This window comes from Rhizobium sp. 01L410, from assembly GCF_056400165.1.
In genome coordinates this window covers 921,394-938,665 of the sequence record NZ_JBFTST010000001.1, presented here as the reverse complement: position 1 = coordinate 938,665, position 17,272 = coordinate 921,394, and the positions used below count along the sequence as shown (strand labels likewise).

15 protein-coding genes are annotated in these 17,272 nt (G+C 61.4%); 5 read left to right on the top strand and 10 right to left on the bottom strand.

The features are described from left to right. Positions 1 to 165 precede the first annotated feature (165 nt). The 6 genes from AC1DV9_RS04190 to AC1DV9_RS04165 all read right to left on the bottom strand — a co-directional run bounded on the left by AC1DV9_RS04190 (position 166) and on the right by AC1DV9_RS04165 (position 7,175). Positions 166 to 1,197 carry a DNA topoisomerase IB gene (locus tag AC1DV9_RS04190; RefSeq protein ID WP_112386689.1) on the bottom strand — a complete coding sequence of 344 codons (1,032 nt, stop codon included), beginning with the start codon at positions 1,195 to 1,197 and terminating at the stop codon, positions 166 to 168. A gap of 18 nt (positions 1,198 to 1,215) precedes the next feature. Continuing rightward, positions 1,216 to 3,369, bottom strand: coding sequence for a glycogen debranching protein GlgX (glgX, locus tag AC1DV9_RS04185; RefSeq protein ID WP_112386752.1), 2,154 nt, complete (start codon positions 3,367 to 3,369; stop codon positions 1,216 to 1,218). A gap of 272 nt (positions 3,370 to 3,641) precedes the next feature. Next, positions 3,642 to 4,436, bottom strand: coding sequence for an SDR family NAD(P)-dependent oxidoreductase (locus AC1DV9_RS04180; RefSeq protein ID WP_112386688.1), 795 nt, complete (start codon positions 4,434 to 4,436; stop codon positions 3,642 to 3,644). Between the two features lie 114 nt (positions 4,437 to 4,550). Continuing rightward, positions 4,551 to 5,756, bottom strand: coding sequence for a 3-oxoadipyl-CoA thiolase (pcaF, locus tag AC1DV9_RS04175; protein ID WP_477946311.1), 1,206 nt, complete (start codon positions 5,754 to 5,756; stop codon positions 4,551 to 4,553). A gap of 10 nt (positions 5,757 to 5,766) precedes the next feature. Then, the gene (locus tag AC1DV9_RS04170) at positions 5,767 to 6,471 is read right to left on the bottom strand and encodes a CoA transferase subunit B (RefSeq protein ID WP_112386686.1); all 705 of its coding nucleotides are present in this window, start codon (positions 6,469 to 6,471) and stop codon (positions 5,767 to 5,769) included. After that, the gene (locus tag AC1DV9_RS04165) at positions 6,468 to 7,175 is read right to left on the bottom strand and encodes a 3-oxoacid CoA-transferase subunit A (RefSeq protein ID WP_477942234.1); all 708 of its coding nucleotides are present in this window, start codon (positions 7,173 to 7,175) and stop codon (positions 6,468 to 6,470) included. Before AC1DV9_RS04165 ends, AC1DV9_RS04170 begins: the two co-directional genes overlap by 4 nt. Positions 7,176 to 7,382: 207 nt before the next feature. Between AC1DV9_RS04165 and AC1DV9_RS04160 the strand changes: the two genes are divergently transcribed. After that, complete coding sequence (locus tag AC1DV9_RS04160; RefSeq protein ID WP_112444353.1) at positions 7,383 to 8,633, top strand: sensor domain-containing diguanylate cyclase; 1,251 nt, start codon at positions 7,383 to 7,385, stop codon at positions 8,631 to 8,633. 89 nt (positions 8,634 to 8,722) lie between these two features. Then, complete coding sequence (locus tag AC1DV9_RS04155) at positions 8,723 to 9,478, top strand: IclR family transcriptional regulator (RefSeq protein ID WP_112386683.1); 756 nt, start codon at positions 8,723 to 8,725, stop codon at positions 9,476 to 9,478. Here the strand turns inward: AC1DV9_RS04155 and AC1DV9_RS04150 are convergent, their stop codons facing one another. Next, entirely contained in the window at positions 9,479 to 10,360 is an 882-nt protein-coding gene (locus AC1DV9_RS04150) for a helix-turn-helix domain-containing protein (RefSeq protein ID WP_112386682.1), read from the bottom strand. A gap of 110 nt (positions 10,361 to 10,470) precedes the next feature. Here AC1DV9_RS04150 and pobA point away from each other — a divergent pair, with 110 nt between their 5' ends. Both pobA and AC1DV9_RS04140 read left to right on the top strand, forming a co-directional pair. Then, positions 10,471 to 11,643: a 4-hydroxybenzoate 3-monooxygenase gene (gene pobA, locus AC1DV9_RS04145; protein ID WP_477946309.1), complete on the top strand. Its 1,173-nt coding sequence runs from the start codon at positions 10,471 to 10,473 to the stop codon at positions 11,641 to 11,643. 192 nt (positions 11,644 to 11,835) lie between these two features. Continuing rightward, entirely contained in the window at positions 11,836 to 13,359 is a 1,524-nt protein-coding gene (locus tag AC1DV9_RS04140) for an adenylate/guanylate cyclase domain-containing protein (protein WP_477946380.1), read from the top strand. Here the strand turns inward: AC1DV9_RS04140 and AC1DV9_RS04135 are convergent. After that, complete coding sequence (locus tag AC1DV9_RS04135; RefSeq protein WP_477942238.1) at positions 13,356 to 14,231, bottom strand: NAD(P)-dependent oxidoreductase; 876 nt, start codon at positions 14,229 to 14,231, stop codon at positions 13,356 to 13,358. The genes AC1DV9_RS04140 and AC1DV9_RS04135 overlap by 4 nt on opposite strands. Before the next feature lie 225 nt (positions 14,232 to 14,456). On the opposite strand from AC1DV9_RS04135, the gene AC1DV9_RS04130 reads away from it, so the two are divergent. After that, positions 14,457 to 14,903, top strand: coding sequence for a GNAT family N-acetyltransferase (locus AC1DV9_RS04130; RefSeq protein ID WP_442209072.1), 447 nt, complete (start codon positions 14,457 to 14,459; stop codon positions 14,901 to 14,903). Positions 14,904 to 15,039: 136 nt separating this feature from the next. Here AC1DV9_RS04130 and AC1DV9_RS04125 read toward each other — a convergent pair whose 3' ends face one another. Together AC1DV9_RS04125 and AC1DV9_RS04120 are read right to left on the bottom strand one after the other, a co-directional pair. Continuing rightward, positions 15,040 to 15,258 carry a hypothetical protein gene (locus AC1DV9_RS04125; RefSeq protein WP_112386678.1) on the bottom strand — a complete coding sequence of 73 codons (219 nt, stop codon included), beginning with the start codon at positions 15,256 to 15,258 and terminating at the stop codon, positions 15,040 to 15,042. Between the two features lie 28 nt (positions 15,259 to 15,286). After that, positions 15,287 to 17,215, bottom strand: coding sequence for a hypothetical protein (locus AC1DV9_RS04120; RefSeq protein ID WP_477942239.1), 1,929 nt, complete (start codon positions 17,213 to 17,215; stop codon positions 15,287 to 15,289). Between the last annotated feature and the right edge of the window lie 57 nt (positions 17,216 to 17,272).

Genomic DNA, 17,272 nt, shown 5'->3' with positions numbered 1-17,272 from the left:
GCGCTTGAGTGGTTCTACTTCTGCGACCGCACTGATTGGAGCGCGCATTTACTGCGACATCGGCGCGGCGAGTAGATCGAGGAAGGCCGTCTTTCAGAAGCGGCTGCTTGATAAGACCTCCTGTTATCTTGAGAAGCCCGCGCTCCCGAGCGCGGGCTTTTTTCATCATCTTGAAGAGGGCGTGATGCCCGCTTCGCGCATCAGGAAATCGAGCAGGCGGTTTTCCTCGGCGCGAAGACCGCGCAGCGGCTCCGCCGGCTCCGGCAGTTCTTCCGCCAACGCGCTGCCGCGGTCCGAAAGAGCGATGATGCGCGGGTGGATATAGCTGGAGCGCGAGATGGCCGGCGTGTTGTGCAATACTTCGGCCGAGGCCTCCGCCATCTCTTTCACAGTTGGGTGGCGGCCATCGAGGATTGCGCCGCGTGCCGCGCCGAACCCGGCAAGCGAGCCCGCCCAGGTACGAAAGGTCTTGGCGGAAATCGCGATGCCGGAAATTTCGGCCAGATAGGCGTTGAGCCTGCCGGACTCGACCGGCTTCAGCGATCCCGTCTCGTCCTTCCAGACAAAAAGCTGGCGGCCGGGGAGATCGGCGATTTCTTCCAGGATTTTCTGCAACCGCGGATGCTTGAGGCTGCGCTGCACGCGCTTGCCGCCCTTCGCCCGAAATTTGAGCTCGATTCTGCCGTCGTTCAGCTTGATGTGGCGCTTGAGTAGCGTCGTTGCGCCATAGGTGCCGTTTTCCCTGACATAGGCCTGATTACCGACGCGCAGATGTGCTTCATCGAGCAGCGTCGTCAGCGCCGCAAGGACGCCCCTGACATCGTCGGCGCCGGTGTCGAGATCTCTGAGAGCCTGCCGGCGAATCTTCGGCAGCGCCTGGCCGAATTCGATCAGCTGATGGAATTTCTCGACGCTGCGGAAGCTGTTCCAGTCCTTGTGATAACGGTACTGCTTGCGCCCGCGCGCGTCGTAGCCGGTTGCCTGCAGGTGGCCGTTTTCCTGCAGGCAGATCCAGACACCCTCATAGGCGGGCGGCAGACCGAGCGATGCGATGCGCTTCTTTTGATCCGGATCGGATACCAGCGAACCATCCGGCAGACGGTAGGAAAAGCCCTTGCCCTTCCGGCTGCGGCGGATACCCGGTTCGGTATCGTTCACATAGGTCAGTCCGAGCTCAGTTATCGCGTCCGCATTCATCGCTTTGTTCTGGGCCTGTCACTTCTTCTTGCGGCCGAAACTGAACCAGCGGCGGCGCTCGGCGGTATCGGCATCCTTGGGCGGCTCGGTGGCGCCTTTTGGCGCAAACACCGCGATACTTTCGCGATAGAGCGTGAACGGGTTCTCTGCGTGGATGACCTCGAAGGCATCGTCCGCCCCGGTCTCGACGAGGCGTTGCCATTCCCTGACACCGTTCACCTCCGGCAAATTGATCTCGCAATCGCCACCGGCATTGAAGAGCATGTAGAGACCCTGCATGTCCTCGTTCTCGGGTGCGCTGACGCTGCGCGACAGATAGACCCCAAGCACGCGCAGCTCGCCATCGTTCCAGGCGCCGTCATCCATGAAGCTGCCGTCGGCCTTGAACCACGCGATCTCGATCCGGCCATCCTCGCTGGTTTCGCCGGTCAGGAAGCGCTCCTGGCGCAGCTCGGGATGGGCTTTGCGGAAGCCAATCATCTTCTGGCAGAAGGCCAGGAACGGATCGTCGAGACCGCTCCAGTCGATCCAGCCGATCTCGTTGTCCTGGCAATAGGCGTTGTTGTTGCCATGCTGGCTGTTGCCGACCTCATCGCCGGCGACGATCATCGGCACGCCCTGAGACAGCATCAGCGTCGCCATCATGTTGCGGCGGCGCCGCGCGCGATTGTCGTTGATGCCCTGATCGTCGGTCGCGCCTTCGGCGCCCATATTGTCCGAATGATTGTCGGAATGGCCGTCATTGTTGTCCTCGCCATTCGCTTCGTTGTGCTTGTCGTTGAAGGACACCGTATCCATCAGCGTGAAGCCGTCATGGGCAGCCAGCAGGTTGACTGAAGACGTTGCGCCGCGGTCGGAATGATTGAACTGCACCGAGGAGCCGGTGATGCGCTGCGACAGGCTGGAAACCAGACCGCCGTCGCCCTTCCAGAAGCGCCGGACATCGTCGCGGAACTTGTCGTTCCACTCGCGGAAGGGATGCGGGAAACCGCCGACCTGGTATCCGCCCTCGCCGACATCCCACGGCTCGGCGATCAGCTTGACGCCCGCCAGCATCGGATCCTGACGGATGGCGCTGAAGAAAATGCCGGCACGGTCGAATTCGAGATCCTGGCGGCCTAGCGTGCTGGCGAGATCGAAGCGGAAGCCGTCGATATGCATGACGCCGACCCAATAGCGCAGGCTGTCGAGCACCATGCGCATCACCATCGGGTTGGCAATGTTCAGCGTGTTGCCGGTGCCCGTCGTATCGAACGTATGGCGCGCATCGTCTGGCGAGAGAATGTAGTAGCTCGCATTGTCGAGGCCGCGGAAGGAGAGTGTCGGGCCGCGCTCGCTGCCTTCAGCGGTGTGATTATAAACGACGTCCATGATCACTTCGATGCCGGCCGCATGGAACTTGCGGACCATCGTCTTGATCTCGGTGATCTTGTCGCTCGACATGTAGCGCGACTGCGGCGCGAAGAAGCCGAGCGTCTGGTAGCCCCAGTAATTGGTCAAGTTCTTTTCTTCGAGATACCGGTCGTTCGGGAAGAACTGGATCGGCAGAAGTTCGATGGCGGAAATGCCGAGCTTCGTCAGATGATCGATGATCGGATCGCTCGCCATGCCCAGGAACGTACCGCGCAGATGATCGGGCACCTTGGGATGGGTCATCGTCATGCCGCGCACATGCGCCTCATAGACGATGGTTTCCGTCCATGGCCTGCGGATCGCCTGGTCGCCATCCCAATCGAAATCCGGATCCTGGACGACACCCTTGACCATGAAGGGCGCACTATCGCGCTCGTCGAAGGACAGATCGTCCTTTCCGATCGCATATCCGTAGAGAGCATCATCCCATTTCAGATCGCCCTTCACCTGCTTGGCATAGGGGTCGAGCAGCAGCTTGTTGGGATTGAAACGGTGGCCGTTCTTCGGATCGTAAGGGCCGTGGGCGCGATAGCCATAGACCGTTCCCGGCCCGACGCCGGCGATATAGCCCGACCAGATGTCGCCCTCGCGCTTGGGCAGCGCCAGCCTCGCCTCTTCCTTCTTGCCGTCGGCCGAAAACAGGCAGAGTTCCATCTGTTCGGCATGGGCAGAGTAGACGGCGAAATGCGTCCCGGATCCGGTATATTCCGCACCAAGCTCCGGCTTGAGGAAATCGAGTTCCGAGAACGAATAGCTCATCTTTGTGTCGCCCATCCTTTATGTCGCTTCATTATACGGTTTTCGCTGCCGCGGCAGCTGACGAGGCGGATGGGCAATTCAGCCAGCAGACACAGCAAAGCACTGCGTCCGGCAGCGTTGCCCGGCACAGCGATTGGAGTGGCTTGGCTTGAACATGATCATCCGTCTCAGATAACAAGGAACGGCGATCGCCTTCCCCCGTCTCCGAAACGTCAAGGGAACCCGAAGGTTCCCTTGTGCAGTGCAAAATATCGGGGAGAGAAAATGCCGGATTACGGCATCAGCTGGCCGCCATTCACTTCGATGATCTGGCCGGTGATGTAGCCAGACAGGGTCGGCGAAGCGAGGAAGAGATAGGCGCCGACGCAATCTTCCGAAGTGCCGACAAAGCCCATCGGGATCGACTTGCGCTGCATCTCCATCTGCTCGTCATTGGTATAGCGCTCATGGAACGGCGTGGCGATAACGCCGGGCGCCACTGCATTGACGCGGATACGATCGCCGACAAACTCCTTGGCATGGCCGCGGGTAATCGTCGAGACGAAGCCCTTGGATGCCGCATAGAGGATCGCGCCGTTACCGCCGCCATTGCGGGCGGCGATCGAGGTGGTGTTGATGATGAATCCACCCTGCTTCTTCAGCCAGGGATGAGCGGCGCGCACGGCAGCGAGAACCGAGCGTGCATTGAGGTTCATGACGTTGTCGTAGTGCTCGTCGGTATATTCGGCGGTCGGCTTGCGGCCGAGCATGCCGCCGGCATTGTTGATCAGGCCGTCGAGATGGCCGAAGGTCTTTGCCGTTTCTTCGACGACGCGCTCGGTCTCGCCCTCTTTCGATACGTCACCATGCACGAGATGCACGGTGGCGCCGGTGGCGCGGATTTCCTCGGCGAGTTTTTCGGCCGGTTCGCGGCTGGCATTGTAATGAATGCCGACCTTCATCCCCTGTGCCGCGAAGGCGCGGGCAAGTGCGGCACCGATACCGGTCGAGGCGCCGGTGATGAGCACCGCCTTGCCGACCAGATCCGGCAACTTGATGGACGCGAGTGATTGAGCAAGATCAGCCATGGCTGCAAAGCCTCCCTAAAACCAATGAAGTGTGATTATGGCTGGGAGTCTTAGCAGCAGGCGTCGCTGATCGGCAATGCCGAACACGCGAATTTGTACGATGACCGGCTGTCCCTAGACCCGCTCCAGCGCTACGGCGATCCCCTGCCCGACGCCAATGCACATGGTCGAGAGCGAATAGCGGCCGCCGGTTTCGGCAAGTTCCAGCGCCGCCGTGCCGGTGATGCGGGCGCCCGACATGCCGAGCGGATGACCGAGCGCGATCGCCCCGCCGTTACGATTGACGCGGGCATCGTCATCGGCAATCCCGAGTTCGCGCAAAACTGCCAGACCCTGCGAGGCAAAAGCTTCGTTGAGTTCGATGACATCGAACTGCTCCTGTTTGAGGCCAAGCCGCGCCAAAAGCTTGCGCGAAGCCGGGACCGGGCCGATGCCCATGATCCGCGGCGGCACGCCGGCGGCGGCACCGCCGAGAATGCGGGCGATCGGCCTGAGGCCGTATTTCTTCGCCGCCGCTTCGGAGGCGACGATCAGCGCAGCCGCGCCGTCATTGACGCCGGAGGCATTGCCCGCGGTAACCGTCCCGCCTTCCTTCTTGAAGGGTGTGCCGAGCTTGACGAGCGTTTCGATCGAGGTGGCACGCGGATGCTCGTCCCGGTCGACGACAACGGCATCGCCCTTGCGCTGTGGAATGGTGACGGCGCTGATTTCCTTGGCCAGCCGGCCGCTTTCCTGCGATGCCGCGGCCTTCGCCTGCGAGCGGACGGCAAAGGCGTCCTGATCCGCGCGGCTGACCTTGTAATCCTCGGCAACGTTCTCGCCGGTCTCCGGCATGGAATCGACACCATACTGCTTCTTCATCAACGGATTAACGAAGCGCCAGCCGATCGTCGTATCGTAGATCTCGGCATTGCGCGAGAAAGCCGTATCGGCTTTCGGCATGACGAACGGCGCCCGCGACATGCTTTCGACGCCACCCGCAATCATCAGCTCTGCCTCGCCGGAACGGATCGCCCGGGCTGCCGTGATGACTGCATCCATGCCCGATCCGCAGAGCCGGTTGATCGTCGTGCCGGATACGCCGAGCGGCAGGCCTGCCAGCAGCAGCGACATGCGCGCCACATTGCGGTTGTCCTCGCCCGCCTGGTTGGCGCAGCCGAAGACGACGTCATCGACGGCCTCCCAATCGACGGAAGCGTTGCGCTCCATCAGCGCCTTCAGCGGCACGGCACCGAGATCGTCAGCGCGGACGGAGGAGAGCGAGCCGCCGAAGCGGCCGATCGGGGTGCGGATGTAATCGCAGATGAAAGCGTCAGCCATCGGTCAGTCCTCAGAGTTCGGGCACGATGAGATCGGCGACCGGGCCTTCGACATGCAGCTTGGCGCCGGTCATTGCCTGCAGTTCCTCGACAGTCATGGCGGCAAGCTTTTCGCGCAGCACGAAGCGGCCCTTGACGATATCGATCACTGCATGGCTCGTGTAGATACGCGTGATGCAGCCGACTCCAGTCAACGGGAAGGTGCATGTTTCGACGAGTTTCGGCTCGCCGTTCTTGGTGACATGCTCGGTGATGACGCAGACCTGCTTGGCGCCATGCACCAGATCCATCGCGCCGCCGACGGCGGGCACGCCCTTCGAGCCGGCGCGCCAGTTGGCGAGATCGCCGTTTTCAGACACCTGATAGGCGCCGAGGATCGCGATATCGAGATGACCGCCACGCACCATGGCGAAGCTGTCGGCATGGTGGAAGAAGGCAGCGCCCGGCTTCAGCGTCACCGCCTTCTTGCCGGCATTGATCAGATCCCAGTCTTCCTCGCCCGCAGCCGGCGCCTCGCCAAAATTCAGGATGCCGTTTTCGGTATGGAAGATCGCCTCGCGGCCCTCGGGCTGATAGCGGGCCACCATCTCAGGAAAACCGATGCCGAGGTTGACATAGGCACCGTCGGTGATGTCCTGAGCGGCGCGCCAGGCGATCTGGGCGTTCGAAAGCTTGATGTCTTCGCGTGTGTCGATCTTGCTTGGTTCAGGGGTCATACGTAAGCCACTCCGGCTCGAATGAGCTCTTCTTCCTGTTGCGGATTGGCGATCTCGACGACGCCATCGACGAAGATGCCGGGTGTCACCACCTGTTCCGGATCGATGCCGCCGGCCGGCACCAATCTCGACACCTGGGCAACGGTCTTGGCCGCCGCCATGCACATCAGCGGGTTAAAGTTGCGGCCCGCCTTGTTGTAGGTCAGATTGCCATGCGTATCGCCGAGATGCGCCTTGACGATCGCAAAGTCGGCTTTCAGCCAGCGTTCCTGCACATATTTCCGGCCGTCGAACTCGGCAATCGGCTTACCCTCGGCAAGCTCGGTGCCATAGGTCGTCGGCGTATAGAATGCCGGGATCCCGGCGCCGCCGGCACGGATGCGCTCGGCAAGCGTGCCCTGCGGCACCAGCTCAAGCTCGATCTCGCCCGCCAGATACTTGTCGGTGAAGGCGCGCGGGTCGGACGAGCGCGGGAAGGAGCAGATCATCTTCCTGACCATCCCGGCATCGATCATCGCCGCAATACCGATCCGGCCATTGCCCGCGTTGTTGTTGATCACGGTCAGGTTCTTCGGCCCCTTGTCGATCAGCGCGTGAATGAGCTCGATCGGTGCGCCCGAACCGCCGAAACCGCCTATCATGACGACGGCGCCATCGCCGATTTCGGAAACGGCATCCGCCGCGCTCCGGATTGTCTTGTCCATGCCGGATATCTCCTCGCCTGGCATCGCGAGGCTCACCGGCCTCGATCTGACTGCTACGGATAAATCCGGGACCTTGGGTCAGGCAAGTTAATTGTGCGATATTTGATATTTGTTCGTATATCGCACCGATGATTATATGATGTGGTTTGGAAACATTACCCGTTATTTACAATTAGCCCGCATATTTGCTCGCAAAAGAGGTGGCAAATGGCGGTTGCTAGGGCATTTGGCAGATCATCGGTCGAGGCGGCGCAGCGCGAGCTGGAGCGCCTCAATGCGCTTGACGAGCTTGATATGCTCGATACGCCGAGAGACGAGGGCTTCGAACGGCTCGTCCGTCTCCTCAAGCAGGTCTTCTCCGTCGATATCGGCATCGTCTCGTTCATCGATGCGCACCGTCAATGGTACAAGGCCTGCTCAGGCCTGACCAACGACGAGATGCCGCGGGAAGACACCTTCTGCCGCTATGTCGTCGATGACGAACAGCCGATCGTCGTCCAGGATGCCACGCGCGATCCGCGCTTTGCGGCCAATCCTGCGGTCACAGGCGAGGCTCATATCCGCTTCTATGCCGGCGTTCCCTTGAAGACCCGCGACGGCCATACGGTCGGAACGGTCTGCGCCATCGACCGCAGACCGCGTTCTTTCGGCAGCAAGGACCTCGGCATCCTGGAAGAAATCGCCGGTATCGCGATGGATCGCGTCGAGCTGCTACGCTCTGCCGCGACCGACAGCTTGACGGGCGTCCTCAGCCGCCGGGCCTTCAATGAGGAAGCACGCCGCCTTCTCTCGCTTGCCACCCGGCATCAGCATGATGCGGCCTGCATCGTGCTCGATGTCGACCATTTCAAGAAGGTCAACGACACCTATGGCCATTCGGCTGGCGATGCGGTTTTGAAGGCGGTTGCCGCGACCTGCCGGGAACAAATTCGTGCCGGCGATATCCTCGGGCGGCTCGGCGGCGAAGAATTCGCGGTGCTGCTGCCGCATGCCGATCGGGACGCGGCTCTCGCCGTGGCCGAAAAGCTGCGCGGCGCGTTGGAGGCCAGTCCGGTTCCCGTTGCCGACAACGCGATCCGCGTTACGGCGAGCTTCGGAATAACTGGCATGTCGATCATCGCCAAGGACATCGATACGCTTCTGGCGCAGGCGGACGCCGCCATGTACCGGGCCAAGCAGGCGGGCCGGAATCGCTGCGCTTCCTCCGCCCCGGCCTCGTCATCAGAAGCCGGCGAGCGGCGCCGGGTGCTCAAAGCGGGCGTGATCATCTTCAATGACAGGCGCTCGACATTCGATTGCACGATCCGCTCTCTCGGACCTGATGGCGCCAGCCTTGCCGTCTCGAACGCAACGGGCATCCCGCCGGAATTCACCCTAGGCATTCCCGGCGATCGCTTCGAAACCGCCTGCCGGGTCGTCGCGCAAGATCGCCAGCATCTTGAAGTCCACTTCCGATAGCGGGCGCCCAGCTTTGCCGGAGAGCAATGCCGTGCTAGCAAACCGCTAGGCTCGATCGAGCCAGCAACAGAGATTCTGGACCGGATCGAATGCGCGAAACGGACTTCGTCAGCGGCTTTGCGAGAGGCCTGAAGGTCATCGAAGCCTTCGGAGAGATGCATCAGCGGCTATCGATTACCGATGCCGCGAAGCTGACCGGCCTCGACCGCGCAACGGTGCGGCGCTCGCTGCTGACGCTCTCCGAACTCGGCTATGCCGATTACGACGGCAAGTTCTTCACGTTGACGCCGAAGGTTTTGCGCCTCGGCCACGCCTATCTCTCGGCGACGCCGCTGCCCGCCATCCTGCAGCCGCATCTCGATCAGCTGTCGGATAAGGCCGGGCAGAGTGCCTCGGCCTCGGTGCTCGACGGCACCGAGATCCTCTATATCGCACGGGCCTCGCAGAAGCGGGTGATGTCGATCAACCTGACGCCGGGGAGCCGCCTGCCCGCCTATTGCGCCTCGATGGGCCGCGTGCTGCTGGCCGCCTTGCCCGAGCCCGAGGCGCGCGCCGTTCTCGCCCGCAGCGATCTCAAGGCCAGTACGCCGCGCACGATCACCGATCCCGAAAGGCTGATCGCCGAGTTCCAGCGCGTCCGCGCTCAGGGCTATGCGGTTATCGATCAGGAACTGGAGCTCGGCCTGTGCTCGATCGCCGTACCGGTGGAAAACGATCGCGGCCAGCTGATCTGCGCGCTGAACATCGGCGCCCCCGCCGCTCATGTTGCAGCGTCGGAGATGGCAGCGCGCTATCTGCCGCTGCTGAAGGAAACACAGGCCGCCCTTCGCCTGGTCCTGCGCTGATCACATGCCGAGCTTCGCCCGCTCGGCAATCCGCCAGGCCCGCGGCGTCTCGCCCGTCTGCTTCAGGAAAAAGCGGGAAAAATAGGCGGGATCGGCGAAGCCGAGCCGGTAACTGATTTCCTGGACACTGCCGAAGGTGAAGACCAGCTCGCGTTTGGCCTCATCGGTCAGGCGATGCGCAATCATCTCATGCGTGCCCTGCCCGGTCGCTGCCTTGACGATGCGGTTCAGATGCGTTGCGGAGACGCCGAGCTCACCGGCATAGAAGGCGGCCGGCCGGTGGGATCTCAGATGCTGCTGGATCAGGCCGTTCAGCAATTCCATCCGCCGCCCGTTTTCGTCGCCAGCCTGCCCGGCATCACTGCCGGAGAGCCGCATCGTCAGCTGCAGCGCGATCGTCACATAGGCTTCCAGCAGATCGGCGCGGCCACTGCCACGTCCCGCGAACTCGGCACCAAGGCGTGAGAGCGTCTGCCCGGCATAGACTGCGTCCGGATCGTCCCGGTGCAGGCTCGTCAGATGCGGGCGGGCAAGCCATTCGCCAAGCGGGCTGCGGCCACCCGGCAGCGCCTTCAGATGCGACGCAAGCACGGTGATGACGAAGCCGTCGATATCCTTCGAGAACCGGAAGCCATGGTTCAGCCCCGGCGGCACGGTGATCACCGTGTTGGGCGTGATCTCATGCCGCTCTGCGCCAAAGATCGCATCGCCGGATCCGGCGCTGATGTACAAGATCTGAAAGAAGCTCTCATGACGATGCAGCTTGATCTCCCAATGATGCAAGCTGCTGCGCGATGGTATCGTCTCGCAATGCAGCCAGAAATCGGGATTTCTGCCGGTGTTCTCGCCATAGAGCTCATAGGTCGGGACGAATTTCGTCATGGCCGCATCCTCCTGCCACGTTCGATAAGTGCAATTTCTGGCGCGAAATGTCCATTGCTGCGGGCCACCGCGTTCCGCAAAATCCGGGCAAGAGGATGCAAGGAGGAACCATGCGCACCAAAGTCGCCATTATCGGCTCAGGCCCCGCCGGTCTGCTGCTCGGCCAGCTGCTGACTGATGCCGGGATCGACAACGTCCTCCTCGACCGCGCCGCCAAGGATTATATCCTCGGCCGGGTTCGCGCTGGCGTGCTCGAGGAGGGTACCGTCGGGCTGATGGACCGGGCGAAATCCGGCGCGCGCATGCATGCCGATGGCTTGCCGCATGACGGTTTTTCGCTCGCCTTCGATGGTAGGGATCACCGGATCAATCTCCATGGACTGACCGGCGGCAAGCGCGTCATGGTCTATGGCCAGACGGAGTTGACCCGTGATCTGATGGAACATCGCGAGGCGAGCGGCGCGCTGGCGATCTACGAAGCGGCCAATGTGACGCCTCACGATTTCGACGGTGCCGCGCCCTACGTTACCTATGACAAAGACGGCGTGACGCACCGCATCGACTGCGATTTCATCGCCGGCTGCGACGGCTTTCACGGCGCCAGCCGCAAGGCGGTGCCGGAGAAGGCGATCCGCACCTTCGAGAAGATCTATCCGTTCGGCTGGCTCGGCATCCTGGCCGATGTCGCGCCTGTCAGCCACGAGCTCGTCTATGCCAATCATCCGCGCGGCTTTGCGCTCTGTTCGATGCGATCGGAAAGCCGCAGCCGCTATTACATCCAGTGTCCGCTCGACGAGAAGATCGAGGATTGGAGCGACGAGCGTTTCTGGGACGAGCTGCGCCGCCGCCTGCCTGCCCATCACGCCGAGGCGATGCAGACGGCACCGTCCTTCGAGAAATCGATCGCGCCGCTGCGCTCCTTCGTCGCCGAGCCGATGCGCTTCGGGCGGCTGTTCCTTGCCGGTGACGCGGCCCATATCGTGCCGCCGACCGGAGCCAAGGGGCTGAATCTCGCCGCGAGCGACGTCCATTACCTGTTCTCCGGCATCGCCGAATATTACGCCGAGCATTCAAGCGCCGGGATCGATGTCTATTCGCAGCGCGCCCTGTCGCGCGTCTGGAAAGCCGTTCGCTTCTCCTGGTGGATGACGACGATGCTACACCGCTTCCCGGATACCGGCGATTTCGGCCAGAGGATCCAGGAAGCCGAACTCGATTATCTGACCCATTCGACCGCCGCCTCGACCGCGCTTGCCGAAAACTATGTCGGGTTGCCCTACTGACGACACGCCTTCCGCCATCCACGGAAGGCGGCCCACCGATGAATATGCTCGACAACTGAAATACGATGGCCGATCCTGTCACCCTTGGGTTTTGATATCGATCAGCGGGTGGGGCAGATCGTGGCGACGCGGGAAAAGGAAATATCGACAGCGCGCAAGAACGCGCATCTGATCGGATTGGTGACGCTGATCATGCTCGCCGGCCTGCCGCTTGCGGCCTGGCTTGATGTCAGCACACTGTCGCGCGATGCCGTGCACCGGCAGGCGCAGGACATGAGCTCGCTGATCACGAGTATCCGCTCCTATTACTCGACCAACGTCGTCGGCCGGATTCTCGCAACCCACGCGGCCGGCCAGGAAAACGGGACGGTCCTCTCCCACAACTACGCCAATATTCCCGGCGCCATTCCGATACCGGCGACGCTATCGCTGGAACTCGGCGACGTCATCAAGGAGCAGCAGGCGAATATCACCTACCGCTTCGTCTCCGATCTTCCCTTCAAAAACCGGGCATCGCACGATCTGGACAAATTCGAGAGCGATGCGCTCACCGCGCTTCGCACCAATCCGAAGCAGACGATGACGGAGAACAAGCGTTCGGGCTTCACCAATATCTTCCGTCTCGTCACGCCCGTGCTGATGGGGCCTGCCTGCGTCGCCTGCCACAACACCCATCCGGAGAGCCCGAAGACCGACTGGAAGGTAGGCGATGTCAGAGGCATTCAGGAAGTGATCATCCGTCAGCCCTTTGCGGCCAATGTCTTTGCCTTCAAATATCTGCTCGCCTATTTCATCTGCGTCGCGGTACTTGGCGCGTCCTTCATCGTCATGCAGCGCCGCCAGGCTTCGGTGCTGCACGCCTTCAACCGCGATCTCGAATCCACCAACGAGTTCCTGGCCAGCATCTCGCTGAAGATCTCGCGCTATCTCTCGCCGCAGATCTACAAGAGCATCTTCAGCGGCCAGCGCGACGTCGTCATCCAGACCGAGCGCAAGCGGCTGACGATCTTCTTTTCCGATATCAAGGATTTCACCGCAACCACCGAGCGGCTGCAGCCGGAAGCGCTGACGGAGATGCTGAACGAATATCTGACGGAGATGTCGAAGATCGCGCTGAAACATGGCGGCACCGTCGACAAGTTCATCGGCGACGCGATCCTGGTTTTCTTCGGCGACCCCGAAACCAAGGGGGCGGCAGAAGATGCAAAAGCCTGTCTGCGCATGGCCGTTGATATGCAGCAACGCCTCGGCGAACTGAAGGCGAAATGGCGACGCGACGGTACGGCCGAGCCCTTCATCGTGCGCATGGGCATCAACAGCGGCTATTGCAATGTCGGCAATTTCGGCAGCACCGATCGCATGGACTACACGATCATCGGCGCCGAGGCCAATCTGGCGGCGCGACTGCAATCGATCGCCGAGGGCGGCAAGATCGTCATGAGCTATGAAACCTATGCGCTGGTGGAGGATATCGTCGACGCCGTACCGCTGGCGCCGATTACGATGAAAGGTATCCAGCGCGATATCGTGCCGTACGAGGTGCAGGGCCTGCTTGTCGGCAACGACGGTCATTCAAGGGTGATGAGCGAGCATTTTGCCGGTCTGGATCTCCACCTCAACATGTCGCAGCTGGAGCCCGGCGAGAGGAGCAAGGTCAAGGCGGCGCTGATGGAAGCGCTGGCGGCCGTGGAAAAACCCACGGAGAAACCGGCCTAGGATTTCGCCGCGCGGGCGACGATCGCCTTGATAACGGCAGCCATGTCGAGCCCTCCGAGACCCATGTCTTCTGTTTCGGCATAAAGCGCGCGGCAGACATCGAGCAGTGGTGAAGCTATCCCCAAGCGCCGTGCGGCCTCGACAACCAGCTGATTGTTCTTCAGCACGTCGGAGATCGCGGCCTGCGGCGAGAAATCGCCTTCGGCAAGCTTGGCGCTCTTGAGCCTGGAGATGCCGCTCGCCATCTGGCCGCCGTCGGCAATCCGCTTGAAGAGCTGCATGTCGAGGCCGTGGCTGGCGGCGAAATTCGCGGCTTCGGCAAGACCTGTCACAGTCGAGATCAGGAAGATGTTGACCGCCAATTTCATCAACAAAGCATTGGGAACCACGCCGCAGACAATCGCATCGCGGCAGAGCGGCTGAAGCAAGGGCTGCACGATTTCCACTGCTTCGGGCGCTCCGGCCAGCATGGCCACAAGCTCGCCAGCCTCGGCCGGAACACGCGATCCTGAGACCGGCGCCTCGACATAGGCACCTCCTGCTGAAAGCACGTCCGCTTCCAGTGTCTTTGAATAATCAGGCGCCGTGGTGCCCATGTGAACGAGGGTGCGCCCGGCAACGAGGCTGGCAAAGGCAGGGGTTCCGCGCTGCAGAACCGCATCGATTGCCACATCCGTCGCCAGCATCAGGATGATCACATCAGCGCTGGCGAAAAGGGCCGCGACGCTTGCCGCCACTTCGACGCCTTCAGCTTCGACAACGGCTGCCTTTTCCGCAGAGCGGTTCCAGACGATGACGTCGCGCCCCGATCGCACCAGATTGAGGGCCATGGGCGTCCCCATGATCCCGAGACCGATGAAGCCTATGCGCATGTGCCCTCCAATCGCCGATAGGCGACAATGGCAGGCGGCGATCGCTTCGTCTTGAAGATTAGTGCTCCGTCAAATTGTCGCGGCACCGGGAAAAGACGTGTAGAACGGCACCATTCACAACTTTAGACCACAATTGAGCGGTAAAAAATACAGCAACCAGTTGTTTAGGACCGGCGCTCATAATATTCATCAGCATCGCCCTTGGTGCTTCGTTAGACAGTGGCCATGACAGTCGTTTTCAAGCGGATCAATAAAAACCAGGCGCTTCAGGGCGCCGCCATCATCGTCGAAGCCTATAGTGCCGCGCCATGGCACGAACACTGGACGATCGAACGGGCCAACGCCCGGATGGTGGAACTGTCGACGACACCGGGCTGGCTCGGGGTCGGCGCGCTTGATGGCGAGGATCTTCACGGTTTTGCCATAGGCTATCCGCACACCGCGGCAACCGGTTGCATGCTCTATATTCCGGAGATCGCCGTCATGCCTGCCCATCAAGGCAAGGGCATCGGCACAGCGCTGCTGAAGCTGCTGGAAGAAGAAGCTCTGGCAGCCGGTTTTTCGAGCACCTGGCTGCTGTCGCAAAATGAGGGTGTCGCCGCGGACTACTACCGGTCAGCCAGCTACCGGCAATCTCCCAATCACCGGATTTACTCGAAGCCGCTCAAGTAGCGGTTTTTTTGGCATCGCCCGGCGCGTCCCATGCGGGCCGGTGGAATAGCGCTCCAAAGCGCACGACCACCCTGTGTGAGCAGCGCCGCTCGCTGCTCACATCGGCGATTTTGATGCTGGTTGTCTTGAGGCGCGACTAGCCGTCGTAGTGGCCGGCCGCGACAGTATCCGCCGACTTGACGGCAACGGCCAGATTGACGCCCTTGGTGATGACGCTGCCCTTGGCGGCAAGCGCCGCAGCCTCGGCGAGTGCGCCAGCCTTCGGCACGCTCAGCGGCGTGACCGTGCCACGGCCGAGATCCGCCACCCAGAGCCCCTTTTCACCCTCAACACTGATTACAACAACTTTGGTCATGCTCTTATTCCCTCTTCCAGAGTTGACGTTAAAAGCCTGCCTTCTTCAGTCCTTCGCGATAAAGGTCCTTGTGCCACTGTTCCTTGCTCGGAACGGCGGACAACCATTTATCGACATCGAAGTTCGGATTGGCCTCGCGGACGCGGCGCACCAGAACGCGCGCCTTGTCCTTGTTGCCAAGCATCGCCCAGCTGGCGGCAGCAAGTCTGTCTGCCAGGCTGGGATCGCTCATCTGGCTGATATAGTCGATCGACGCGGAAAACTCGCCGAGCGCGTAGTTGGCGCCGGCCGCAGTCCAGAGATAGGGATCGGGGCTCAGCGGATTGAGCTCGATTGCGCGCTCGATCTTCTGCAACGCCATGCCGGGGCGCGAGCAGTGCACCAGCGTATCGGCATGGTCGGCAATGACGTCGGCATAGTGCGGCGACAGGGTTTCGGCGATTTCCATCGCCTCTGCGCTGTCGTCGAAAGCGCCCTGCAGCAACTTGGCGACACCAAACTCGCGGTAGCCATCGGCCAGATCGTTGCGGGCTTCAATGGATTTGGTCGCAAATTCCTCTGCCGACTTCAGAAGTTCCATATCGCCGCGGGCCGTCAGCAACCATTCCTTCGAATAGGTTCTGGCGGTCGAGCTCAGCGCCGGGGCGAAATCGGGCGTCGCTTTCAGCGCCGAGCGCATCTCCTTGCGCGCACGGCGCAGGTTGGGCAGCGTCAGGCGCCCGAGGTATTGCTTGCCAACCAGATATTGATGGTAGGCGGCCGGATTGAGCTCAAGATAGGAGCGCGTCGCCTCATGCCGCTCGATCTCGCTGGAAACAGACAGCGCCACGCGCCGTGAGATCACCCGCCTGTCGCGCAAGAGATCGGCCTGATTGAGGCTGAAGCGTTCGGCCCAGACGATCTGGTTGTCGTCGAAGAAGATCAGCTGCGCGAAGAGCTTGACCTCGTCGAAACCGGTGATCTGGGTTTCCAGCACATAATTGACGGCGTGCCGTTCGAAGAAGGCGGCCTGATCCTCGCTCTGATGGCCGATCTGTACGGCCGAATGCGGCGCGATGACCTGCAGACTGTTGAAGGCGCAGAAACCGATGGTGATATCCTCGATCAGCGAGGCGGCAATCATCACCGATTGCGGATTGCTGGAGAGGTTACGCGGCGCGAGCAGCACCAGGCGGGGAATGGCCGGGCGCCCTGCCCTTTCCAGTGATAGACCCTCGATCCCATCCCCTGCTGCGGTACCTACCGGTCTTGCTTCCAGCTTGCTGCTGCCATTGCCAACGGCGGGCGACACGGCATCGAGGCCGCGCGCGATCGAATTTTTCCGCTTCTCGATATAGTCGCGGATATATTCGACCTCTTCCTGCGCATCGAAAATATCGAGCAGCAGGCGCAGCATGTCCGGGTCTTTCGGCTCGTCGCGAAACACCAGAAGCCCGGCTTTCCTCAGAACCTCCCATTCCTCGGTCGTTTCGACGGGAAAAGAAACCGCTTTCAGCGTATCCTGAAGCACGCCGGAATGGCGGTAGTTCTGATCCTTCAGCCAGCCATCGAAAACGTGGCTCTGGCAATTGACCTGCCCCAGGAAAGGCTGGCCCATTGCTTTCGTTAGCTTCGCCAGCCGGGCCATCGGCTCGCCTGTTGCCTGCAGCGCAACGAAGTCGGCGCTCAGCGACGATGGATCGAGGGAGACGGAGCTTTCGGTGAATGTCAGGAATTCGGTGCCGAGCTGCTCCTGGCGGGCCTTGATGCGCGAGATGGTCTTGCGCAGGTTGGACAGCGAGATCGCCTTATCCTCATTGCCCCACAGAAAATCGGCAGCCATCGTGCGGTGCGCCGCATGCTTTTCGAGCGTCAGCAGATAGGCGACGAGCAACAGGCCTTTCTCGGGGAAAGCAATATCGTTGCCTTCCGCGTCGGCAAGCCGCAGACGTCCAAACGTTTCTACGAGAAAAGCCATTTCAACCTTTGAGTTGCGCCGCCCTGATTCGCATCCTTCGTGCGAGATATTAATGCA